At 71.3% G+C, this 22,904-nt stretch carries 16 protein-coding genes; 8 read left to right on the top strand and 8 right to left on the bottom strand.

Going from position 1 to position 22,904, the window contains the following annotated elements; all coding sequences use genetic code 11:
* Nucleotides 1-5: 5 nt before the first annotated feature.
* The 4 genes from LPA41_RS29050 to glgB all read left to right on the top strand — a co-directional run bounded on the left by LPA41_RS29050 (nt 6) and on the right by glgB (nt 7,258).
* A complete protein-coding gene (locus tag LPA41_RS29050) occupies nt 6-1,970 on the top strand; it encodes an alpha-1,4-glucan--maltose-1-phosphate maltosyltransferase (RefSeq protein WP_229074084.1) in 1,965 nt (654 codons plus the stop codon).
* A 10-nt stretch (nt 1,971-1,980) separates the two neighbouring features.
* Nucleotides 1,981-3,738, top strand: coding sequence for a maltose alpha-D-glucosyltransferase (gene treS / locus LPA41_RS29045; protein ID WP_229074083.1), 1,758 nt, complete (start codon nt 1,981-1,983; stop codon nt 3,736-3,738).
* Entirely contained in the window at nt 3,735-5,048 is a 1,314-nt protein-coding gene (locus LPA41_RS29040) for a maltokinase (protein WP_229074082.1), read from the top strand. The genes treS and LPA41_RS29040 overlap by 4 nt, the downstream gene beginning before the upstream one ends.
* A gap of 104 nt (nt 5,049-5,152) precedes the next feature.
* Entirely contained in the window at nt 5,153-7,258 is a 2,106-nt protein-coding gene (gene glgB / locus LPA41_RS29035; protein WP_229074144.1) for a 1,4-alpha-glucan branching protein GlgB, read from the top strand.
* A 49-nt stretch (nt 7,259-7,307) separates the two neighbouring features.
* On the opposite strand, the gene LPA41_RS29030 is transcribed toward glgB, so the two are convergent.
* Nucleotides 7,308-7,850 carry a GNAT family N-acetyltransferase gene (locus LPA41_RS29030; RefSeq protein WP_229074081.1) on the bottom strand — a complete coding sequence of 181 codons (543 nt, stop codon included), beginning with the start codon at nt 7,848-7,850 and terminating at the stop codon, nt 7,308-7,310.
* Between the two features lie 42 nt (nt 7,851-7,892).
* Entirely contained in the window at nt 7,893-8,612 is a 720-nt protein-coding gene (locus tag LPA41_RS29025; RefSeq protein ID WP_229074080.1) for a PP2C family serine/threonine-protein phosphatase, read from the bottom strand.
* A 485-nt stretch (nt 8,613-9,097) separates the two neighbouring features.
* Here LPA41_RS29025 and LPA41_RS29020 point away from each other — a divergent pair, with 485 nt between their 5' ends.
* Nucleotides 9,098-11,578, top strand: coding sequence for a Tex family protein (locus LPA41_RS29020; RefSeq protein WP_229074079.1), 2,481 nt, complete (start codon nt 9,098-9,100; stop codon nt 11,576-11,578).
* Nucleotides 11,579-11,638: 60 nt separating this feature from the next.
* Here LPA41_RS29020 and LPA41_RS29015 read toward each other — a convergent pair whose 3' ends face one another.
* A complete protein-coding gene (locus LPA41_RS29015) occupies nt 11,639-13,411 on the bottom strand; it encodes a serine/threonine-protein kinase (protein ID WP_229074078.1) in 1,773 nt (590 codons plus the stop codon).
* A gap of 185 nt (nt 13,412-13,596) precedes the next feature.
* Here LPA41_RS29015 and LPA41_RS29010 point away from each other — a divergent pair, with 185 nt between their 5' ends.
* Nucleotides 13,597-13,848 carry a PspC domain-containing protein gene (locus LPA41_RS29010; protein ID WP_229074077.1) on the top strand — a complete coding sequence of 84 codons (252 nt, stop codon included), beginning with the start codon at nt 13,597-13,599 and terminating at the stop codon, nt 13,846-13,848.
* Between the two features lie 36 nt (nt 13,849-13,884).
* Here LPA41_RS29010 and LPA41_RS29005 read toward each other — a convergent pair whose 3' ends face one another.
* Genes LPA41_RS29005 through LPA41_RS28995 form a run of 3 tightly spaced genes read right to left on the bottom strand, consistent with a single transcriptional unit; the run spans nt 13,885 to nt 17,845 of the window.
* Nucleotides 13,885-14,412 (bottom strand): redoxin domain-containing protein, encoded by a 528-nt coding sequence (locus LPA41_RS29005; protein ID WP_229074076.1) that lies wholly within the window; start codon nt 14,410-14,412, stop codon nt 13,885-13,887.
* Between the two features lie 41 nt (nt 14,413-14,453).
* Nucleotides 14,454-15,929, bottom strand: coding sequence for an NADH-quinone oxidoreductase subunit NuoF family protein (locus tag LPA41_RS29000; RefSeq protein ID WP_229074075.1), 1,476 nt, complete (start codon nt 15,927-15,929; stop codon nt 14,454-14,456).
* Entirely contained in the window at nt 15,926-17,845 is a 1,920-nt protein-coding gene (locus LPA41_RS28995; protein WP_229074074.1) for a translation initiation factor III, read from the bottom strand. Before LPA41_RS28995 ends, LPA41_RS29000 begins: the two co-directional genes overlap by 4 nt.
* A 380-nt stretch (nt 17,846-18,225) precedes the next feature.
* On the opposite strand from LPA41_RS28995, the gene LPA41_RS28990 reads away from it, so the two are divergent.
* Both LPA41_RS28990 and LPA41_RS28985 read left to right on the top strand, forming a co-directional pair.
* Nucleotides 18,226-19,032 carry a hypothetical protein gene (locus LPA41_RS28990; protein ID WP_229074073.1) on the top strand — a complete coding sequence of 269 codons (807 nt, stop codon included), beginning with the start codon at nt 18,226-18,228 and terminating at the stop codon, nt 19,030-19,032.
* Between the two features lie 101 nt (nt 19,033-19,133).
* Complete coding sequence (locus LPA41_RS28985) at nt 19,134-19,742, top strand: DUF3455 domain-containing protein (RefSeq protein WP_229074072.1); 609 nt, start codon at nt 19,134-19,136, stop codon at nt 19,740-19,742.
* Between the two features lie 335 nt (nt 19,743-20,077).
* Here LPA41_RS28985 and LPA41_RS28980 read toward each other — a convergent pair whose 3' ends face one another.
* A complete protein-coding gene (locus LPA41_RS28980) occupies nt 20,078-21,856 on the bottom strand; it encodes a glycoside hydrolase family 6 protein (RefSeq protein ID WP_229074071.1) in 1,779 nt (592 codons plus the stop codon).
* 304 nt (nt 21,857-22,160) lie between these two features.
* Nucleotides 22,161-22,844 carry an HAD family phosphatase gene (locus tag LPA41_RS28975; RefSeq protein ID WP_229074070.1) on the bottom strand — a complete coding sequence of 228 codons (684 nt, stop codon included), beginning with the start codon at nt 22,842-22,844 and terminating at the stop codon, nt 22,161-22,163.
* Between the last annotated feature and the right edge of the window lie 60 nt (nt 22,845-22,904).

Raw genomic sequence — 22,904 nt, 5'->3', positions numbered from 1 at the left:
AGATCATGACCGGTCGCTTCCCCATCGAAGACGTGACACCGGCTGTGTCCGGTGGCCGCTACCCCGCGAAGGCGGTGGTAGACGAACTGGTCCCGGTTTCCGCGGTGTCCTATCGCGAAGGACATCACGCGCTCGGCGTGAACGTGGTATGGCGCGGTCCCGACGGTGAGACCAAGCCCTTCACGCGCATGACCCCCGGCGAACCGGGCCTCGACAAATGGCACGCCACGATCCGGCCCGACTCGGTGGGCCGGTGGACGTTCACCGTGGAGGCCTTCGACGACCCTTACCGGACGTGGCGGGACGCGGTGGTCAAGAAGGTCGGCGCCGGACAGGGCCTCGAGGACCTGGCGAACGACCTGGCCGAGGGCGCGGAGCTGCTCGACCTGGCCGCCAAGGTCGTCCCGCACGCCGACGAGGAGCGGGTCCGCGCCGCGGCCGCCGCGCTCCGTGACGATCAGCGCTCCCTGTTCGCCCGGGTCACGCCGGGACTGGACCTGGAGGAGCTGCTCTGGCACAACCCGGTGCGGCAGCTGGTGACCACCACCCGCTCGTTCGCGCTCTGGGTGGACCGCAAGCGGGCCCTCTACTCCGCGTGGTACGAGTTCTTCCCGCGCTCCGAGGGCGCCGAGGTCGGCCCGGACGCCACGCCGATCAGGCACGGCACGTTCCGGACGGCCGCCGAGCGGCTGCCGGCCGTCGCGGCGATGGGCTTCAACGTCGTCTACCTGCCGCCGATCCACCCGATCGGCAAGATCAACCGCAAGGGCCGCAACAACACGCTGGTGGCCCGGCCGGAGGACGTCGGCTCGCCGTGGGCGATCGGCTCCGACGAGGGCGGTCACGACGCGATCCACCCGCAGCTCGGCACCCTGGAGGACTTCGTCGCCTTCCGGGAGCGGGCCGAGGAACTGGGCATGGAGGTCGCCCTCGACCTCGCGCTGCAGGCCGCACCGGACCACCCGTGGGTGAAGTCGCACCCGGAGTTCTTCACGACCCGCGCCGACGGCACCATCGCCTACGCCGAGAACCCGCCCAAGAAGTACCAGGACATCTACCCGCTGAACTGGGACAACGACTACCGGGCGCTGCGCGACGAGGTGTACCGCGTGGTGATGCACTGGGTGCACGCGGGCGTCAAGATCTTCCGCGTCGACAACCCGCACACCAAGGCCGTCAACTTCTGGCAGTGGCTGATCCCCAAGGTGAAGGAGACCGACCCGGACGTGCTGTTCCTGGCCGAGGCCTTCACCCGGCCGGCCATGATGAACGGGCTCGGCAAGATCGGCTTCACTCAGTCGTACACGTACTTCACCTGGCGCACCACGGCCTGGGAGATGCGCGAGTACATGGAGCAGCTGCTGACCTCGGTGGACTGGATGCGGCCGAACTTCTGGCCGAACACGCCGGACATCCTGCACGAGTCGCTGCAGCACGGCGGCCCGCCGATGTTCAAGATCCGCGCGGTCCTGGCGTCGATGCTCACGCCGTCCTGGGGGATGTACTCCGGGTACGAGCTGTTCGAGCACGTCGCCCGGCCCGGCGCCGAGGAGTACATCGACAACGAGAAGTTCGAGCTCAAGCCCCGCGACTGGGCGGCGGCCGAACGGTCCGGCCGGTCGCTCGCGCCGTACCTGACCCGGCTGAACCGGATCCGCGACGAGAACCCGGCCCTGCACTGGCTGCGCAACCTGCGATTCCACGAGATCGACAACGGTTCCTTGCTGTGCTTCTCGAAGCGGGACGCCGAGACCGGGAACACGGTCCTGGTGATCTGCTCGTTCGACTCCAGCAGCGTGCAGTGGGGTAACACCACGCTGGACATGGCGGCGCTGGGGATGGACTGGCACGAGCGCTTCACCGTGGTCGACCAGATCACCGGGGCGACCTACGAGTGGGGTCAGTACAACGCGGTCCGGATCGACCCGTACGTCGAGCCGGCACACATCTTCGTCGTGCAGACGGGGTAGGGGGAACACGATGGAGTTGACGAGCGAGCACGATCCGGCGGAGGGCAGCCACACCGAGGACGGTGTGGTCGAGCACCCGAACGCCGAGGACTTCGGCCACGCCCGGGCACTCCCCGCCGACCGGACCTGGTTCCAGCGCGCCGTCTTCTACGAAGTGCTCGTGCGCGCCTTCTACGACTCGGGTTCGGACGGTGGCGGCGACCTGCGTGGCCTGATCGAGCGGCTGGACTATCTCCAGTGGCTCGGCGTGGACTGCCTCTGGCTGCCGCCGTTCTACGACTCGCCGCTGCGCGACGGCGGCTACGACATCCGCGACTTCTACAAGGTGCTGCCGGAGTTCGGCACGGTCGACGACTTCGTGGCGCTGCTGGACGCGGCGCACAAGCGCGGCATCCGGGTGATCACCGACCTGGTCATGAACCACACGTCCGACTCGCACCCGTGGTTCCAGGCGTCCCGGCACGACCCCGAGGGGCCGTACGGCGACTTCTACGTCTGGAACGACACCAGCGACAAGTACAAGGACGCGCGGATCATCTTCGTCGACACCGAGGAGTCGAACTGGACGTTCGACCCGGTGCGGCGGCAGTTCTACTGGCACCGGTTCTTCTCGCACCAGCCGGACCTCAACTACGAGAACCCCAAGGTGCAGGAGGCGATGCTCGACGTCCTGCGGTTCTGGCTGGATCTCGGCATCGACGGTTTCCGGCTGGACGCGGTCCCCTACCTCTTCGAGGAGGAGGGCACCAACTGCGAGAACCTGCCGGCCACCCACGCGTTCCTGAAGCACTGCCGCAAGGTGATCGACGACGAGTTCCCCGGCCGGGTGCTGCTGGCCGAGGCGAACCAGTGGCCGGCGGACGTGGTGGAGTACTTCGGCGACCCGCGCAGCGGCGGCGACGAGTGCCACATGGCGTTCCACTTCCCGCTGATGCCGCGCATCTTCATGGCGGTGCGTCGCGAGTCGCGCTTCCCGATCTCGGAGATCCTGGCGCAGACGCCGGCCATCCCGGAGAACACCCAGTGGGGCATCTTCCTGCGGAACCACGACGAGCTGACGCTCGAGATGGTGACCGACGAAGAGCGCGACTACATGTACTCCGAGTACGCCAAGGACCCGCGGATGAAGGCGAACGTCGGCATCCGCCGGCGGCTCGCCCCGCTGCTGGAGAACGACCGCAACCAGATCGAACTGTTCACCGCCATGCTGCTGTCGCTGCCCGGTTCGCCGGTGCTCTACTACGGCGACGAGATCGGCATGGGTGACAACATCTGGCTCGGCGACCGCGACGGTGTGCGTACACCGATGCAATGGACGCCGGACCGCAACGCCGGGTTCTCCACCGCCACACCGGGCCGGCTCTACCTGCCGGTCAACCAGGACCCGGTCTACGGCTACCAGGCCGTCAACGTGGAGGCCCAGCGCGACTCCGCGACCTCGCTGCTGAACTGGACCCGGACGATGCTGGCGGTCCGCCGCCGGCACGAGGCGTTCGCGGTCGGCACGTTCCGCGAGCTGGGCGGCTCCAACCCGTCGGTGCTGGCCTACCTGCGCGAGTTCGGCGACGACGTCGTCCTCTGCGTGAACAACCTGTCCCGTTTCCCACAGCCCATCGAGCTGAACCTGCAGCACTGGAACGGGTACACGCCGGTTGAGCTCACCGGGCACGTCAACTTCCCCCGGATCGGCCAGTTGCCGTACCTGCTGACCCTCCCGGGACACGGCTTCTACTGGTTCCAGTTGTGCGGGTCGGAGGAGAAGCAATGACGCTGCCTTTCGCCGAGTGGTTACCGAATCAACGCTGGTACGCGGGGCGCACCCGGGTGCTCGCCTCGGTCAAGCAGGGTTCCGCCACGCCGCTCGGCGAGGACCTGGAACTGGTTCTCGTCGACGTGGAGTACACCGACGGCAGCTCCGAGCGCTACCAGATCCTGGTGGGCTGGGGCGCCGGCCCGATCCCGGAGTACAGCCAGGTCGCCACGATCGGCACGACCGACGACGGCCGGGTCGGCTACGACGCGCTCTACGACCCGGCGGCGGCCCGGCACCTGCTCTCGCTCGTCGACCGGTCGGAGCCGGTCGGCGACGTCACCTTCGAGAAGGAGCCCGGCGTCGAGCTGCCGCTCGAGGCGTGGCCGAGGGTTTTCGACGCCGAGCAGAGCAACACCAGCGTGATCTTCGACCAGGACGCGATCCTGAAACTGTTCCGGCGGGTCACCTGCGGCATCAACCCGGACATCGAGCTGAACCGGGTGCTCGGCCGGGCCGGCAACCCGCACGTGGCCCGGCTGCTCGGCTCGCTGGAGTCGTCCGACGACGCGGGCACCTGCTCGCTCGGCATGGTCACCGAGTACGCGGCGAACTCCGCCGAGGGCTGGGCGATGGCGACGGCGTCAGCGCGTGACCTGTTCGCCGACGCGGAGATGCACGCCGACCAGGTGGGCGGCGACTTCCAGGGCGAGTCGTACCGGCTGGGCGAGGCCGTCGCCTCGGTGCACCGGACCCTCGCCGACGAGCTCGGCACCGGGCCGGCGCCGTTCCCGCTGGACGCGGTCCTGGCCCGGCTGCGCACCGCCGCCACCGCGGTTCCCGAGCTCCAGCAGTTCGTCCCGGCGATCACCGAGCGGTTCACCGCGCTCACCGGTGAGCAGGTCCAGGTCCAGCGAGTGCACGGCGACCTGCACCTCGGTCAGGTGCTGCGCACCCCGGAGGCGTGGCTGCTGATCGACTTCGAGGGCGAGCCGGGCCAGCCGCTCGACGAGCGCCGGATGCCGGACTCCCCACTGCGGGACGTCGCCGGCGTGCTGCGCTCCTACGAGTACGCGGCCTATCAGCTCCTGGTCGACCAGGACGACGACGAGCACCTGGCGGCCCGGGCCCGGGAGTGGGTGGACCGCAACCGCGCGGCCTTCTGCGACGGGTACGCGAACGTCTCCGGCACCGACCCGCGCCGGCAGGAGGCCCTGCTCGCGGCGTACGAGCTGGACAAGGCGGTCTACGAGGCCGCGTACGAATCCCGGCACCGCCCGGGCTGGCTGCGGATCCCGCTGCGGTCCATCACCCGGCTCGTCGGATGACCTCGACGGGCGACCCCTCGCCGAAGACCCCGCCGAAGATCCCGGAGGAACGGAACACCATGATCGGGCACACCACCGCACGCCTCGCTGCCGACCAGCGGGCCATGAACAGCGTGATCGCCGGGGACACCCACGATCCGCACGCCATCCTGGGTGCGCATCCGCACGGCGGGCACACGGTCGTCCGTACCCTGCGCAAGGGCGCCGAGACCGTGTCGGTGCTGCACGACGGCGAGCGCACCGAAATGACCAAGGTGCACCCCGACGGGATCTTCGCCGCCGAGCTGGCCGGCACGGTGCTGGACTACCGGCTCGACGTGGACGGCACGCAGTGCGACGACCCGTACCGGCACCTGCCCACGCTCGGCGAGCTCGACCTGCACCTGATCGGTGAGGGCCGGCACGAGAAGCTGTGGAAGGTGCTCGGCGCGCAGCCCCGCGGCACCGGCGTGGCGTTCGCGGTCTGGGCGCCGAGCGCCCGCGGCGTGCAGGTGATCGGCGACTTCGCCGGCTGGGGGCCGTACGACGGCTGGCCGATGCGCTCGCTCGGCTCCAGCGGCATCTGGGAGTTGTACGTGCCGACCGCGCACGTCGGCACCAAGTACAAGTTCAAGATCCTCGGGCAGGACGGTGTCTGGCGCGAGCACGCCGACCCGGTCGCCCAGCACACCGAGGTGCCGCCGGCCACCGCGTCCGTGGTCTTCCAGTCAGAATACCAATGGCACGACGAGCAGTGGATGCGCGAGCGCGCCCGCAAGTCGTGGCACCAGGAGCCGATGAGCGTCTACGAGGTGCACCTGGGCTCCTGGCGGCCCGGCCTGACCTACGTCGAGCTGGCCGAGCAGCTGGTCGACTACGTGCTGGAGACCGGCTTCACGCACGTCGAGATGATGCCGGTGATGGAGCATCCGTTCGGCGGCTCCTGGGGTTACCAGGTCACCGGCTACTACGCGCCGACGTCCCGCTTCGGCACACCCGACGAGTTCCGGTTCCTGGTGGACAAGCTGCACCAGGCCGGCATCGGCGTGATCCTCGACTGGGTGCCCGCGCACTTCCCGAAGGACGCGTGGGGCCTGGCCCGCTTCGACGGCACCCCGCTCTACGAGCACGGCGACTGGAAGCGCGGCGAGCACCCGGACTGGGGGACGTACGTCTTCGACTTCGGCCGCAAGGAGGTCCGCAACTTCCTGGTGGCCAACGCGCTCTACTGGTGCGAGGAGTTCCACGCCGACGGCCTGCGCGTGGACGCGGTCGCCTCGATGCTCTACCTGGACTACTCCCGCAAGGACGGCGAGTGGACCCCGAACCAGTACGGCGGCCGGGAGAACCTGGACGCGATCAGCTTCCTGCAGGAGATGAACGCGACCGTCTACAAGCACCACCCCGGAGTCGTGACGATCGCCGAGGAGTCGACCGCGTGGCCGGGCGTCACCCGCCCCACCCACCTGGGCGGCCTCGGTTTCGGCTTCAAATGGAACATGGGCTGGATGAACGACACCCTCTCCTACATGGAGAAGGAGCCCGTGCACCGGCAGTGGCACCACCACCAGATGACCTTCGCGACGGTGTACGCGTGGAGCGAGAACTACATCCTGCCGATCAGCCACGACGAGGTGGTGCACGGCAAGGGCTCGCTGACCGGCAAGATGCCCGGCGACCTGTGGCAGAAGCTGGCGAACACCCGTGCCCTGATGGGGTTCATGTGGGCGTTCACCGGCAAGCAGCTGCTCTTCATGGGCGCCGAGATGGGCGACGAGCGGGAGTGGAACGAGAGCGGCGGCCTGCACTGGCACCTGCTCGAGGACCCGCAGCACGCCGGCATCAAGCAGCTGGTCGGTGACCTGAACCGGGTCTACCGCGAGACCCCGGCCCTGTGGACGCAGGACACCTCGCCGGCCGGTTTCCGCTGGATCACCAGTGAGGACTCGCAGCACAACACGTTCTCGTTCGTCCGGTTCACCCCGAACGGCGACACGCTGGCCTGCGTCGTCAACTTCGCCGCGATCCCGCACGAGGGCTACCGGATCGGCCTGCCCCGCGCCGGCCGCTGGACCGAGGTGATCAACACCGACGCCGAGCTGTACGGCGGCTCGGGCGTCGGCAACCTGGGCGCGGTCGAGGCCGAGCACGTCCCGTGGCACGGCTTCGACGCGTCGGCGTCGCTGCGCGTACCGCCGCTGGGTGCTCTCTGGTTGCGTTACGAGGGCTGAGCCCTCGTCCGGGGGGCGGGCCCGCGCCCGTCCCCCGCTCCTGCCGCGTCTACGGCTCCGTGGCGGGCCATTCGGTGGCGAGCAGGCCGAAGAGCAGGTCGTCGGTCCACTCGCCCTTGATGAACGTCTGCTGCCGCAGCAGGCCCTCGCGCCGGAACCCGAGGCGCTCCATCAGCGCCGCCGACGCCGTGTTCCGGGCGTCGCACTCCCCGGTGACCTTGTGCAGCCCCTGACGGCGGAAGAGCCGGTCGAGGACCGCGCCGACGGCCTCCGAGGCGAAACCCCTCTTCTGGTACGCCCGGGCGACCGTGAAGCCGATCTCGGCCTGTTTCCGGTTGTCGTGCAGCCGCACGTAGACGTCCCCGATCAGCTCCCGTTCGGCGGTCAGCTCGATCGCGTACTGGAAGTGCCCCGGCTCGTCCGGCGAACTGGCCGCGAAGTTGCGGACCGCCACCTCGGCGCGCTCCACCGGGAACGGCGCGTCCCACGACTGGTACCGGGCCACCTCCGGGTCGGACCGGTACTCCGCGAGCCGCGGCGCGTCCGACGCCCGGAAACGCCGCAGCACAAGCCGTTCCGTCGTGATCAGCACCGGCCGAGAATAACGGCACGCCCTCGGCCGTGAGGCGAGCGGTCAGGCCTCGACCACGTCGGCGACGATGACCGTCACGTTGTCCGGGGCGCCGTTGTCCAGGGTCCGCTGCACCAGCGTGCCCGCGCACTCCTTGCGGTCGGCCACCTCGCGCAGCGTCTGGGCGATCATCGCGTCCTCGACGTAGTCGGAGAGCCCGTCGCTGCACAGCAGGTACCGGTCGCCGACCCGGGCCGGGATCATCCGGCCCGCCGGCCGGAACGGGCCGCCCTGCACGGCCTGGGTGACCAGGGCCCGCTGCGGGTGCCGCCGTGCGTCGTCCGGCGTGAGCACACCCTGGTCGACGAGCGCCTGCACGTAGGTGTCGTCCCGGGTGAGCTGGGTGAACTCGCCGTCGCGCAGCAGGTAGCAGCGGGAGTCGCCGACGTTCAGCGCGGCCAGCCGGTCGCCGGAGAGCAGCAGGGCCGTCACCGTCGTACCCATGCCGTCGCGGGCGTCGTCGTCCGCCACCGCCGCCTCGATGCGCTGGTTGGCCGTCTGCAGCGCGGCGATCAGATCCTGCAGGGGCTCGCCGGTGTCGGGCGTGCTGTCGACGGTGCTGAGCGTCTGCACCAGGATGTCGCTCGCCAGCTCCCCGGCGGGGAGTCCACCCATGCCGTCCGCCACGACGAAGAGTCGATTTCCGACGAAGACGGCGTCTTCGTTGTTGGACCGGACCAGGCCCTGATCAGTGGCGGCGACCGCCCGGACAGCAAGCGTCATGTGACAAGACTGCCAAACGCCCAAACGGTTGTCTCTAGTACCTCCTACGTAGTGTCGTCCGGTGCGTGCGGCGAGGATGGGAGGTCACCCTCCCGGGCTCGCCGGTCCGGGGCCGGCGCGGCCCCGGGTCGCACCGGCCTGGAACCGGTGATCTCCCTGGTCACGGGCGGTCCGGGCGCCGGGAGGAGGACTTCCGGCGACCGTTCCGGCGCGGGCCGGGCGCCGGTCGGGACGCTCGCCCGCGACCCCGGTTGTCGTCGCGGCCGGGTGCGGACCGGCCGGCGCCGGATCCGGCGGACCGTGACATTCGCGACACCTGGGTACGGCGGTGACGGTTCAGCCGGGAGAGGGACGATCCAGGCCGTACCACATCGCGCGCCATGTGATCGACAGACCCCGGCGGCATCGTCCGCGGGGTGACCCGCTTCAGCAGACCGCGCGGGGCGGCGCGACAAGGCGCGGCGGCCTCGGTCACAATCGTCGGCGTGACGACAGCTATCCATCAGCGCATCGCCTCGGAACTCGGGGTACGGGAAGGACAGGTCGCGGCGGCCGTCGAGCTGCTCGACGGCGGGGCCACGGTGCCGTTCATCGCCCGCTACCGCAAGGAGGTGACAGGCACCCTGGACGACGCCCAGCTGCGCACCCTGGAGGAGCGCCTGGGTTACCTGCGGGAGCTGGAGGACCGGCGGGCCGCGGTGCTGGAGTCGATCCGTTCGCAGGGCAAGCTGGACGACGCCCTCGAACAGCAGATCCTCGAGGCCGACACGAAGGCCCGCCTGGAGGACATCTACCTGCCGTTCAAGCCGAAGCGGCGCACCAAGGCCCAGATCGCCCGTGAGGCCGGCCTGGAGCCGCTGGCCGACGGCTTGCTGGGTGACCCCACCGTCGACCCGCGCGCGGCCGCCGAGGCCTTCGTGGACGCCGGGAAGGGGGTTGCCGACGCGCAGGCCGCGCTGGACGGCGCCCGGTCCATCCTGATCGAGCGGTTCGCCGAGGACGCCGACCTGATCGGCGACCTGCGCGAGCAGATGTGGAAGCGGGGGCGTCTCGTCGCGAAGGTGCGCGCCGGCAAGGAGACCGACGGCGCCAAGTTCTCCGACTACTTCGACTTCGCCGAGCCGTACGCGAAGCTGCCCTCGCACCGCATCCTGGCGATGTTGCGCGGCGAGAAGGAGGACGTCCTCGAGCTCACCATGGAGCCGCACCCCGAGGAGGACGAGGGGTACTTCGAGGGCCGCATCGCCGGCCGCAACGGCATCACCGACCACGGCCGGCCCGGTGACAAGTGGCTTGTCGACACGGTGCGCTGGGCGTGGCGGACCCGGATCCTCATCCACCTCGGCGCCGACCTGCGTGTCCGGTTGCGCGAGGCCGCCGAGGACGAGGCCGTCCGGGTCTTCGCCGCGAACCTGCGCGACCTGCTGCTCGCCGCGCCGGCCGGCACCCGGACCACGATGGGCCTGGACCCGGGGTTCCGGACCGGTGTGAAGGTGGCCGTGGTGGACGCGACCGGCAAGGTGGTCGCCACCGACACGATCTACCCGCACGTGCCGCAGAACAAGTGGGACGAGTCGATCCACCGGCTGGCCGCGCTCGCCTCCAAGCACAACGTGGAACTGATCGCGATCGGCAACGGCACCGCGTCCCGGGAGACCGACAAGCTCGCCGCCGAGCTGATCAAGCGGCACCCGGACGCCAAGCTGACCAAGGTGGTCGTCTCGGAGGCGGGCGCGTCGGTCTACTCCGCCTCGGCGTACGCGTCGCAGGAGTTGCCCGGCATGGACGTCTCGCTGCGTGGCGCCGTCTCGATCGCCCGCCGCCTCCAGGACCCGCTCGCCGAACTCGTGAAGATCGACCCGAAGTCGATCGGCGTCGGGCAGTACCAGCACGACATCTCCGAGGTGAAGCTGGCCCGCTCGCTGGACGCGGTGGTCGAGGACTGCGTGAACGGCGTCGGCGTCGACGTCAACACCGCCTCCGCGCCGCTGCTCACCCGGGTCTCCGGCATCACCGCCGGCCTGGCCGAGAACATCGTGCTGCACCGCGACCAGAACGGCCCGTTCAAGAACCGCAAGGAGATCAAGAACGTGGCCCGGCTGGGTCCGAAGGCGTTCGAGCAGTGCGCGGGCTTCCTGCGGATCTCCGGCGGCGAGGACCCGCTCGACTTCTCCAGCGTGCACCCCGAGTCGTACCCGGTGGTTCGCACCATCGCCGCCGACGCCGGCGCCGACATCAAGTCGCTGATCGGCAACAGCCCGCTGCTGAAGGCGATCCGGCCGGAGAAGTTCGTGACCGACACGGTGGGTCTGCCGACCGTCACGGACATCCTCAAGGAGCTGGAGAAGCCGGGCCGCGACCCGCGCCCGGCGTTCACCACGGCCACCTTCGCCGAGGGCGTCGAGAAGATCGCCGACCTGACGCCGGGGATGATCCTGGAGGGCCAGGTGACGAACGTGGCCGCGTTCGGCGCGTTCGTCGACATCGGCGTGCACCAGGACGGCCTGGTGCACGTGTCGGCGCTCTCCGACCGGTTCGTGCAGGACCCGCGCGAGGTGGTCAAGTCCGGTGACGTGGTGAAGGTCCGCGTCCTGGAGGTGGACCCGGTCCGCAAGCGGATCTCGCTCTCCATGCGCCTGCAGGACGAGCCGGGCCGGGCCCGCGCGCCACGCGAGGACCGCGGTGGGCAGCGCGGCGGCCAGGACCGCCCCGGAGACCGGCAGGCGCCGGACCGGCAGGGCGGCCGGCCCGGCGGTCAGGGCGGCCGGCCCGGCGGCCAGGGTGACCGGCAGGGCGGTCGTCAGGGCGGCCAGCAGCGTGGCGGGCAGCCACGGCAGCAGGGCGGTCAGCGCGGCGGTCAGGGCGGCGGCCAGGGCGGTCAGCGCGGCGGGCAGGGTGGCGGCGGAAGCTTCGGCAACAGCGCGATGGCGGACGCGCTGCGCCGGGCGGGTCTGACCCGCGACTGACGGTTCGCCGACAGGCGTCAGATCTGCCGGCGGGGCCCGGGAAGCACCCGGGCCCCGCCGTCAGGCCGACCAGATCCGCACGTCGGTGAACGCCACCTCGTACGGGCCGCGCTTCTTCGCGTTCCGCTCGTTGAACACACCCAGGTAGAGCCGGCCGGTGAGCATCTCCGGGTCGGTCAGCGGCACCGAGCCGACCAGGACGCCGCCCCGCAGCACCTGCACCGTCTCCCCGATCACGATCAGCGAGATCTCGGTCGGCGCGGCCTTCAGCGCGATCGGCTCGGCCAGCGGGAACGTCTTCAGGACCGGCACGCTGCCGTCCCGCTTGTGTTTGCCGACGTAGATGTTGTTCTGGCAGACCCGGAGCAGGTAGCCGCGCAGGTCCTTGAAGCGGAACCAGATCGCCGCGCAGCTGTTCTCGGTCAGCAGGCTCACCCCGACCTGGGCCCGCAGGTTCGCCGGCACCTCGTCGGCCGGGCCGGTGCACCGGTACGTGCCCTCGGTCTTGCGGCGCACCACCAGCGAGTTCTCGAAACGGCAGGTGGCGCCCTCGCCGGCCTGCTCGGTCGGCACCCACAGGGACGGCGTGCGCAGCGCGTCGGCGATCAGCGGCGTCGTGTCGGGCAGGCCGGACACCCCGGGCGTCGCGCCGCCGCCGGCCGGTGGGCGCATCGACAGGGCCAGCAGCACCGCCCCGACGACCACCGCGACGAGCAGGATCGCGACGCCGGCGGGCAGCGCCCAGCGGCGGCCGGTCCGCCGCGGTGGCCCGGCCGTCGCGAGGGCGGTCGCGGTCGCCTCCGAGATCGGCACCGTGATGATCGAGTTCTCGTCGTACCCGACCAGGCCCGGCGGGATGGCCAGCACCGGGCCCGGCACCGTCGCCGTGGCCGGCGCCGCGGCCACCCCGGTCACCGCCTGCGCCTCCACGGCCGCCGCCTTGAGGTCGGGCTGGTCGGCGAAGGCGGCGGCGGTGGCGGCCGGCCGCTCCCCCGAGGAGACCAGCAGGTCGAGCAGTTCCCGTGCGGTCGGCCGGTTCGCCGGGTCCTTCTCCAGCGCGTGCGCGATCAGGTCACGCAGCGGGCCGCTCAGGCCGTCCAGGCGGGGCGGCTGGGTCAGGATGCGGGCCGCGGTGGCCGGCGGCGAGTCGGCGTGGAACGGCGTCCTGCCGGTGCCCGCGTACGCCACCACGCTGCCCCACGCGAACACGTCCGCGGCCGGCGTCACCGGCGCCTCGCCCTCGGTGCTGAAGCGTTCCGGCGCCATGTACGCCACCGTGCCCACCATCTGGTCGGTCCGCGTGTTGGCGCTCGTCGCCTCCATGGCCCGGGCGATCCCGAAGTCGATCACCTTGGGGCTGCCCGGCGCGAGCAGCACGTTGCGCGGTTTGAGGTCGCGGTGGATCACCCCGGCGCCGTGGATCGCGGTCAGCGCGGTGGCCACACCGATCGCCACGCCGTGCAGGTTGGCGCTCGTCAGCGGCCCCCGGTCCTCGACCACCTCGGCCAGGGTGGGCCCGTCGACGTATTCGACCACCAGGTAGGGGTGCTCGTGGTCCGGGTCGGCGTCGAGCACCTCGGCCGTGCAGAACGGCGGCACCTGCCGGGCCCGGTTCACCTCGCTGCGGAACCGGCGGCGGAACTCGTCGTCGTGCGCCAGGTCGGCGCGCACCATCTTGACCGCGACGAGCACCCCGGCCGCGGTGCGCGCCAGGTAGACCGTGCCCATGCCGCCCTCGCCGAGCCGGCCCACCAGCTCGTAGTCGCCGAGGCTGCGCGGGTCGCGCGGGCGCAGCGGCTGCGTCCGCTCCCCCGGTAAAGTCCCATCGACCATTGTTATTGCCCCCCGACCGCCGCCACGGCCTTTCTCGCTCGCCGGTGGCACTGTATCGGGCGGGGTCTCTCCACTGCGTCCCGGAGGGCGTTCTCAGGGTCGGGTCCGGGCGTCTCCGGATGGTCGCGGCACCCCCGTCGGCGCACGATTGACACATCAGCCGCTATCGGAAAGCGAGACCCACCATGAACGCCGTGCACGACTCGATGGCCCGCCAGGGCCTGGTCCGCCCGCAGGACGGCCGGATGATCGCCGGTGTCTGCGCGGGGCTGGCCCGCCGGTTCGGCCTCGACCCGTGGATCGCCCGCCTGCTGTTCGTGCTGATCCTCTTCGTGGTTCCGGGCAGCCAGATCCTGATCTACCCGGTGCTCTGGTTCGTGATGCCGGCCGAGAAGCCGGCCTGGGCGCCCACGGCCACCCCGCCCGCCTCCTACTGATCCACCGCCCGGCCGCGCCGCACGACGGCGGCGCGGTCAGGCCGTCAGCTCACGGACCTTCGTGGTGAGCTGCAGGTCGTCCAGGTACCCGCGGTGCACGACGGTGCCGCCCGCGTCGACGAAGACGTACCAGCTCTGCTGCGCGATCCCGAACCGTTGCCAGACCTTGCCGGCCGGGTCGCTGAGGTGCGGCACCGCGCCCACCCCCATCTCGCTCACGAACTCGCGCATCGCCTCCACCGTGCCCAGCCCGCCGACGCCGAGGATGCCGAGCCGGTCGCCGTACTCCTCGTGCAGGTCGGCGACCGACTGGGCCTCGCTCGCGCAGGTCGCGCACCAGGGCGCCCAGAACCAGAGCAGCGCCGGGCGTCCGGCGAGCGCGGCCGCGTCGTAGTCGGCGCCGTCCAGCGTGCTCCCGGTGAAGGTGAGCGCGACGGGCACGCCGGGTGCGGCCGGCGGCGCGGCACCGGCCGGCGCGGGGGACGCGGTCTTGGCGGTGGCGCAGCCCGCCGCCGCGACAGCTGTCGCGATCAGCAGGCTCACCAGCAGCCGGGGTACGCGCACGGCGTGCTCTCCCGTCGATAGTCCGGCCGGTTCACACCGGCCTATTTGGCGACCGTCGGCTCCGTCAGACGCAGCGCGAGCGCCGGGCAGACGTTCACCGCCTTGCGGGCGCCCTCCTCCAGCCACGGCGGCAACGGCGTCTGCGGGAACGCCGGGAAGCCGTTGTGGTCCAACCGGATGATCTCCGGGGCGACCGCCGAGCAGAGCCCGTGCCCGTCGCAGCGTGACCAGTCCAGGGCCAGCTTCCGGGCGCCCTTCTCCGCGGTGTAGGGCAGCGGGAGGATGCCGCGGACCTGCTTGCCGCAGCCCTCGCCGTTGGCGTGCGCCCGCACGTCCTCCGCGAAGACCTCCAGTGCGGAGAGCGCGAACCGCGACGTGCCGTCCGGGTGGCTGCACGCGCCGCGGCCCTTGACCAGGCCGGCCGCCTGCCGCACGTTCTCCACGGCGTTGCCGCCGAGCGACACCAGGGTGACCGCCCGGGCCAGGTCGGGCAGGCCGATCCGGCACGGGCCGCACTGACCGGCCGACTCACCGGCCAGATATTGCACGACCTGGGCGACCTCGCCGAGCGGGCAGGTCTTGGAGCCGATCGGGATCAGCATGCCGGCGCCGAGGGTGCCGCCGACCTTGGCGAAACCCTTACGGGAGATGGTCACGGTCCGGGCCTGCTCGGCAGTGATCCACTTGCCGTGGTACCCGCCGACCAGGAGACCGGGCCCGAGGTCGGCGCCGCACATCTCCAGGACCTCCATCAGCGGGGTCCCGCTGGGCGCCTCCACGACCGCCGGCGCGGTGGCCGACCCGCCGACGGTGAGCATGACCGTGCCGGGCTCCTCGGGGATGCCCACCGAGTTGTACTCCCACGGCCCGATCCGGGCCGCGATCGCCAGCTGCGAGTAGGTCTCCGCGTTGGAGAGCAGCGTGGGCAGGCCCATCACGCCGTTGTCGCTGGACCGGACCTTGCGGCCGGGCGGGATGTGCGCCTCGCCGTTGATGCCGCGGACCAGCGCGCCACCCTCACCGGAGATGAACCGGTGCGGCACCGTGACGATCCGGGTCGGGCACGGCATCTTGCGCTCGGCGAGCGCCGCGGTGATCGAGCTCTGGCCGACACCGTCGTCGGCGATGCCGATCACGATCTCCTCGGCGTCCAGGGCGGCGGCGGCCAGCGCCGCGCCGTCCAGGATGAGGTGCGGGTTGCGGGTCAGCACGGCCTTGTCCTTCCAGGACGGCGGCTCACCCTCGGTCGCGTTCACCACGATCACCGGCGGCAGGTCCTGCCGGCGGCACGAGTCGATCACCGCGCGCACCTTGCGGGCGAACGGGAAACCCGCACCGCCGCGGCCACGCAGCTCGATCCGGTCGGCGAGGCCGACCAGCTCACCCGAGGAGAGCGCGGCGAACCCGCCGTGCACCTCCTGATGTGCGACCAGGTCGAGACGGCCGTACTCGTCGAACCCCGCGGTGATGCGCGGCGTTCCGATGGCCGTGACCGGTGGAACCTGTGCGGTACTCAATTCGCTTCCCTGACGTCACCACGAAGCTGGGAGAAATAGGTGTCGTCCTCGTCGCGGCCGGCCCGGGCCCGGCGGCCGCCACGGGTCTCCGGTTCCGGTGCGGCAGCCCGGCGTGACCGGCGGGACGCCATGTCGACGAGGGTCGGTGAGTCGTCCGGCTCGCCCCACTGGCCGTCCGCGAGGTCGACGAACTGGCTGCGGCTGTGCCGGCCGTCGGCACGCTCGCGGCGGCGGGGCGGCTCCTCCTCGGCGTACCGGGCGGGGCGGTCGTCCTCGTATCGGGCCGGGCGGTCGTCCTCGTACCGGGCGGCACGCGGCGGCGGCACCTCGTCGTAGTCGTCGTCCCGGCGGCGGCGCGGGCGGTCCTCGTACTCGGGCTCGACCCGGCGGGCCCGCAGCGGCACCTCGCCGTCGGCGTAGCGGCGCATCCGGGCGCCGGTGTCCTCGAGCTCATCGCGGCGCATCCGCGTGCCCGTCGCCGCCGGGTCGTCGCGGCGCATCCGGGTACCTGTCGTCTCGAGCTCGTCCCGGCGCATCCGGGTGCCGGTCGTCTCGAGCTCGTCCCGGCGCATCCGCGTGCCCGTCGCCTCCAGGTCGTCGCGGCGCATCCGCGTGCCCGTCGCCTCCAGGTCGTCCCGGCGCATCCGGGTACCGGTTCCCTCCAGGTCGCGGCGGTCGCGTGGTGCGGGCTCGTCGTCCTCGTAGCGGCGGCCGCGGCGCGGGCCGGCGTCGTAGATCTCCTGGGCCCGGCCGCCCCGGGAGCGCGGGGCGGGCTCCTCGTCGTACACGTACCGCTCGTCCTCGATGTCGCGCCGCGAGATGGCCCGGGTGGCCGTGTCGTAGCGCTCGTCGTCCTCGACCGCCCGGCGCTGCCGGGGCGCGGGGGCCTCCAGCTCGGGGCGGCGGCCGCGCGGCGGCGGGTAGTCCGCCTCGGCCGTCATCGGCGCCGGGCTGACCGGAACGGCCATCGGGGCGGGGCTGACGGGAGCGGCCATCGGCGCGGTCATCGGCGCGGTCATCGGCGCGGGCTCGGCCGGGCGGACCGGCGGGGCAGCCGGCACCCAGGCAGCCGTGTTCGCGGCCGGACCGGCGGGAGCGAGCAGATCCACCGCGGGCTCACCGCGGCGGCCGGGACGCCGCTTCGGTGCCGGCGAGCCGGTGGGCACCAGCTGGCCGACCGGCTTGATGCCGGTTCCCGCCGCGGACGAGAAGTCCTTCCGGCGGTTCAGGCTGACCGTCAGGCGTACGGCCAGGCCGACGAGCACGCCGAGCACGCACACGACGTAGCTGACGATGACCCAGGTGGGCGCGGGCCGGCCGGCGGCGAGGCCGTGGAGCAGCGCGATCGGCCACATCAGGTACGAGATCGCGTGGATGCCCCGCCACATCCACGGCTTGCCACGGCCGATGAAGCGGGACCGTGCGATACCGGTCCACATGACCAGCACCATGATCCACCCGGAGATGGTGCCGAGGCCGACGTAGAGGGTGTTGTACCCGGGCGCCAGGAACGGCACGGCGATGTCGATGAGCCGGATGTAGTCGGCGGTGTACTTGGTCCAGACGTGCACGCCGAGGGCGCTCACCGCGATCAGGCCGGTGGTCCGGTGCACGGACTGGAGCAGGACCCGCTGGCGGATGCTGAGCACCAGCCGGTCCGTCGCCACCAGGCCGACCATGATCGTGATCGAGAGCGACACCAGGCTGATGACGCCCATGTAGAACTCGGCGTAGATGAAGAAGTAGTAGTAGCCGACCTTGCCGGGCGTGGTCATCATGGCGACGGCCCAGAGGGCGGCCAGGACGCTGACGACGAGCAAGAGGACGGCGGACTTCGAGACCGGCCGGGTCCCGGTGGATCCGACATCGACCGTCACCCGATTGGCGGCGCGCTGGTTGTTCTTCGACCGGGCCATTGACTCCTCGTTCTCCTTGGTGCGGCCACGTCCCGTGGGCGGTGGGACGCCGGCGTCCGTGGGGGACGCCCCGCGCTCAAGCTCTGCCGGACCCGTTCCGCCGCTCCGCTATCCCCTGCCGAGCGCCGGTCCGTGTCCTCCCCGGATTACGTGGTGGGCCGCGCTTCGGATGAACAGCGTCGAAATTTTTTGCGTAGCCGGTCAGCTACCGTTCGCACATGCGCGTTGAGCTGCCGAAACGGCGATCAGGTTGCTTCCGTAAGGAAGAATTAAAGCTTTCCCGCGTGGTGACGCAGGACACCCTCTGAACCATTCCGGGCGCGACGGCGAACTTAGTAGTGCAGGCGAAGCACGCGAGGTGCCTGGGAAGGGGGACCGCCATGCGACATCTCATCACCCTGGCCGGCGCACTGCTCGCCGGCGCCGTGCTGAGCACCATGATCGAGGCGCCGGCCACGGCCGACGTGCCGGGATTCGCCGTGCGGGTGACGGGGCCGGAGGAGTTCGCCGCCGGCCGCTCGGCACCGGACGTGACAGCCGTGGTGACCTCGGAGAGCCGCCGGTGCCGCAAGGTGCGCTGGGCGCTGCTGGTGCACTCCGAGCTACCGGCCGATCAGCTCCGCGTGGTCCGGGTCGAACAGGACGGCGTCTTCGGCACGAGCACCAGCACCGAGGGCATCACCACGACCGTCCTGGACGACGCGCCGGACCCGGGGACGCTGTGCCGCGGGCGTACCGTCACCGGTCGCTGGCAGATCGCCTTCACCGGCCCCGATGCGGGTCCGGTGCGGTTCGAGGCGCGGGCCTTCGACGCGCAGGGCACGCTGCTCACCGCCGGTGGGCTGACCACCCGGGTCGGCGGCGACCCCGAGTCGCCCCCGTCGCCGTCGCCGTCCGCGTCGTCCGCCGACGCGTCGCCGTCGCCCTCGGCGGAGGATGCCGGGGAGGACGCCGCCGGCGGACCGGTGGCCCCCGCGGATCGGGACGAGGAGCCGGCGGAGGCGCAGGAGACCGCACTGGTCTCGGAGGACTCGTTCCTGCTCGGTCCCGGCCTGATCGTCGGCGGCATCCTGGTCTTCCTCGGCATCCTGCTGCTGCTGCGCATCCGGGCCCGGTCGCGCGCCGCACGGGAACGGGCCCAGCAGTTGCCGACCGGTTTCTACACGATGCCCGGATCACCCCGGTAGGTGGCGTTCCTGCGGGTGATTTCCCGACTCGACGAGCCGCTCCCGCCCGGCGGCCCGTTACCGTGAGGGCCCAGCGTCACCGTCCAACGCCGGAGGGCCTCGTGACCAGACGCCAGGTACGGTTCATCGGGGCGTTCGGCGCCCTCGCACTCACCGCCGTCGCGGTGCCGGCCGGCGTCTCGTTCGCCGGGACGGACCGCACGCCCGCCGCGTCGTCGCGGCCGGCCACCACCCAGGCGGAGAGTTTCCTCGGCGGCGAACCGGTGGTGCCGCCGGAACTGGCGCCACCCGCCGGCCACGTCGTGCACGCGGTGCTCAAGGCGCGCGGTGTCCAGGTCTACGGCTGCACCACCGGCGCCTGGACCCTGATCGAGCCGGCGGCCTCGCTGACCGGTGTGCAGAACCGCCCCGCCAAACGTGTGACAGTCCTGCACTTCCGCGGTCCCAGCTGGCAGTCCGACCAGGACGGTTCCCTGGTCGAGGGCGACGGGACGACTGCGGTCCGGGCGCCGTCCGCCCACCCGGCGAGCATCCCGCAGCTGCGCATCACCGCGAAACTCACCCGGGGCCCCGGCCTGCTCGGCAACATCACCTACATCCAGCGGCTGGACACCGTGGGCGGCGTCGCCCCGGCCGGCGCCTGCAGCGGCAGCGCCACCACCGCGGTGTCCTACCGGGCGGTCTACCGCTTCTTCGTGGCGAAGAGCTAGCGTCGCCGGGGTCAGGGGCTCGCGCCGGCCCCGGTGAGGCGGTGATCGACCCGGGCGGGCACGGTCACTTACATCGTCCGCGGGACGAGCCCGTCGCGCCCTCAGCAGATCCCGTCCGCCCAGTAGGGGAAGTTGATCTGCTAGCGCTACGAAATCGCTGTGATCAAGGGGTCAGAACCGCGATTTCGCACCGCCAGCAGATCAACACGAACCTCGACAGCGCCAGGTCGACCTCGGACTCCTGGTCGGCGAGCGCTCACCGACGTGGCGGACACGAAGCGACCGGCCGGCGCCCGAGAAGCGCCGGCCGGTCGCCGGATGGGAATCGTGGCTTCTTACAGTGCCGGGTAGGCGTTCGCCATCAGCTGAGCGAACTGCGCCGGGAACCAGGCACCCGAGATCGGGGCTCCGTCCAGCGCGCCGGACAGGCTGTTGCCGTTACGGGCGTTGCCGGTGTAGGTCGGGTCGCACATCCGGTCGAAGCCCTTACCCTCGTCGTTCGGGATCAGCTCGGAGGAGCCGTCCGACTCACCCGGGGGCTTGACCCAGACGTAGGCGTCGATGCCGGGGGCCGGAGCCGCCGTGGGACGCTCGCCGAGGCCGGCACCGGCCTGGTTGCACCAGTTGCCGGCGTGGATCCGGCGATCGATGCGGGACTGGTTGACGTAGGTGTTCACGTCGGTCGAGGTGCTCGCCGCGGTGGGCCGCGCCGAACCGCCCCAGCCGTTGCGGGACGTGTCGATCAGCATGCCGAGGCCCGAGTCGAAGCCGATCGAGACCAGCTTGGTCCGGAAGGCCTGCGCGAAGGTCAGCTCATCGGTGTACATGTTCCAGTCGACCCACTTGGACTGGCGGACGCTCTGCCCGCCGACCGTGGTGGTCGGCTGGACGAACGGCTCGCGCAGCGCCGAGTAGTTCGCGGTGTTCGTGATGAAGCCGTGCACGTTCTTCACGTTCCCGGACGCCCGGGCGGCCTCCAGCATGATGTCGGCGCTAGGGCCGAAGTTGGAGTCCCAGCCGATCCAGCCGTGGTGGGCGGCGTCCACGTAGTTGTAGACGTTGCCGAGCGCGCCGAGCTTCTGCAGCGCGTACCCGATGCCCTGGACGTATCCGCCGTTCGCCTTCATCGTGTCGCAGGTCGCCGTGCCGCCGGGCTGGCCGGAAGTGTTCGTGACCAGGTTCGGCAGCGAGTCGATCTCGACGATGTTGATGATCCGCAGGGCGGCGTACTTGGCGTCGCCCTGGATCGCCGCGATCGGGTCGATGTAGTCGGTCTTGTACTTCGGCAGGTCGTTCACGCCGAGCTCACCGTTGGAGGCGAGCGCCGCACAGTCCCGGCCGGGCAGGTTGTAGATCACGAACTGGATGTAGCCGGCACCCTGCTCGAGAGCCTCGTCCAGGTGGTCCCGGACGCCCATCGAACCGTTCGAGCTGCTGCCCGTGGTGCCGTTGATGGCGGCGATCCGGTCGATCCAGACGGCGGTCGGGTTGTTGGAGACCCGGTTGCCACCGGCGACCGACTCGGCCTTGGCCTTCCACTCCGGGTTCACGTAGCCGCGGGCACCGGCGTACGGGTTGTCGACCTTGGTGCCCGGCTGCGGGTTCGACGGCGACGTGGACGGCGAGGTCGACGGGCTGCTGGACGGCGAGGTCGAGGGCGACGTCGACGGGCTGCTCGACGGGCTGGTCGGCACGTTTCCGGTGCAGACCGTGCCGTTCAGCGTGAAGGTGGTCGGCGCCGCGTTCGTACCCGAGTAGTTGGCGTTGAAGCCGAAGTTGGCGGTGCCGTTGGTCGGCAGCGAGGCCGCCCACGACGGCCCGGCGGCGGTGACGTTCGCCCCGGACTGGTTGATCGTCGCGCTCCAGCCCTGGGTGATCTGCTGGTTGCCGGCGAAGGCCCAGGTCAGGTTCCAGCCGCCGCTGATCGGGTCGCCCAGGTTGGTGACGGTGACGTTGCCGGTGAACCCGGTGCTCCACTGGTTCACCGAGTAGTTGACGCGACAACCGGCCGCGGCGCTGGCGCTGTTCGCCACGGCGACGGCACCGGCGCCGGCCACGATGCTCACGGCTGCCGCAGCCGTGAGTGCGCGGACACGGGTGGGGATGGGTCTCATGAAGACTCCTCGAGACTTCGGGCGGCGCGGGAGCGCGCCAGGGAACGGCGACCAACACATCGGTGGGGATCGTTGGCCGATGTGGACAGCATTACATGGGAGCGCTCCCAGCGCAATGATCCGGAAACAGTGCCGCAACGGGTGGTTCACCGCAGGTTTTGCGACTCCTGGGCCCCCGGGATCGACGACCGGGCGGTCGGTGATCGGCGCGCGAGCGGCCGGTGATCGGCGCGCGAGCGGCCGATGGTCGGCGCCGGACCGGCGGGTGGTCCAGCGCGGGACCGGCCGTGGTCCGGCGGGTGGTTCAGGACTCCGCGGACTGCCGCTCCGGCGCCCGCACCGCGGCCAGCACGCCGGCCAGCCCGAGGTCGGCGGCGCTGCTCAGCAACAGGTCCGCGTGGGCGTACCGGTCCGGCGCGGTGAACGGGTTCGGGATCGCCACGCAGCGCAACCCGGCGGCCTGAGCGGCCGTGACGCCGTGCGGGCTGTCCTCGAACGCGACAGCGTCGGCCCCGCGCAACCCGAGACGTTCCAGCGCGAGGTGGTAGACGGCCGGGTCGGGCTTGTGCGCGGCCACCTCGTCACCGCAGGCGAGCACCTCGAAGCGGCCGAGATCGCCGGTACGCGCCAGGTTGCCGGCCACCCACTCCCGGGCCGAACTGCTCGCCACCGCCAGCCGCAGGCCCCGCCGCTCCGCCTCGTCCAGCCACGCCGGCATCCCCGCCGTCAGCCCCAGACCGGCATGCACAACCTCCCGGTACGCGGTCCGCCGCGCATGACTCTCCAGCCGGTCGAAGCCCGGACCGGCAGCGCGCGCCAGCGCCGCGTACCGCTGCTCGCTCATGTCCCCGCCGTGCTCCGCGAAGAACCCGGTCTCGTCCAGTTCCAGGCCGTGCCGGCGCCATTCGTGGCGCCAGCTGTCGATCAACGTGGTCTCGGTGTCCATGAGCAGGCCGTCGAAGTCGAAGATCAGAGCACGGAACGCCACAGCACGAATTATGACCGCTCCCCAAATGCGACCTCCGGCACCGCTCCCGCGACTCAACCC

Source organism: Actinoplanes sp. DH11, from assembly GCF_020873875.1.
Classification (GTDB): domain Bacteria; phylum Actinomycetota; class Actinomycetes; order Mycobacteriales; family Micromonosporaceae; genus Actinoplanes.
The sequence above is the reverse complement of the archived record's forward strand: the minus strand, read 5'-3'. Positions and strand labels throughout refer to the sequence as shown.

Excerpts from the sequence above, each read along its gene's own strand:
- LPA41_RS29050 (WP_229074084.1), top strand. The coding sequence starts at position 6 with ATGACCGGTCGCTTCCCCATCGAAGACGTGACACCGGCTGTGTCCGGT.
- treS (WP_229074083.1), top strand. The coding sequence starts at position 1,981 with ATGGAGTTGACGAGCGAGCACGATCCGGCGGAGGGCAGCCACACCGAG.
- LPA41_RS29040 (WP_229074082.1), top strand. The coding sequence starts at position 3,735 with ATGACGCTGCCTTTCGCCGAGTGGTTACCGAATCAACGCTGGTACGCG.
- glgB (WP_229074144.1), top strand. The coding sequence starts at position 5,153 with ATGAACAGCGTGATCGCCGGGGACACCCACGATCCGCACGCCATCCTG.
- LPA41_RS29025 (WP_229074080.1), bottom strand. The coding sequence starts at position 8,612 with ATGACGCTTGCTGTCCGGGCGGTCGCCGCCACTGATCAGGGCCTGGTC.
- LPA41_RS29015 (WP_229074078.1), bottom strand. The coding sequence starts at position 13,411 with ATGGTCGATGGGACTTTACCGGGGGAGCGGACGCAGCCGCTGCGCCCG.
- LPA41_RS29010 (WP_229074077.1), top strand. The coding sequence starts at position 13,597 with ATGAACGCCGTGCACGACTCGATGGCCCGCCAGGGCCTGGTCCGCCCG.
- LPA41_RS28995 (WP_229074074.1), bottom strand. The coding sequence starts at position 17,845 with ATGGCCCGGTCGAAGAACAACCAGCGCGCCGCCAATCGGGTGACGGTC.
- LPA41_RS28990 (WP_229074073.1), top strand. The coding sequence starts at position 18,226 with ATGCGACATCTCATCACCCTGGCCGGCGCACTGCTCGCCGGCGCCGTG.
- LPA41_RS28980 (WP_229074071.1), bottom strand. The coding sequence starts at position 21,856 with ATGAGACCCATCCCCACCCGTGTCCGCGCACTCACGGCTGCGGCAGCC.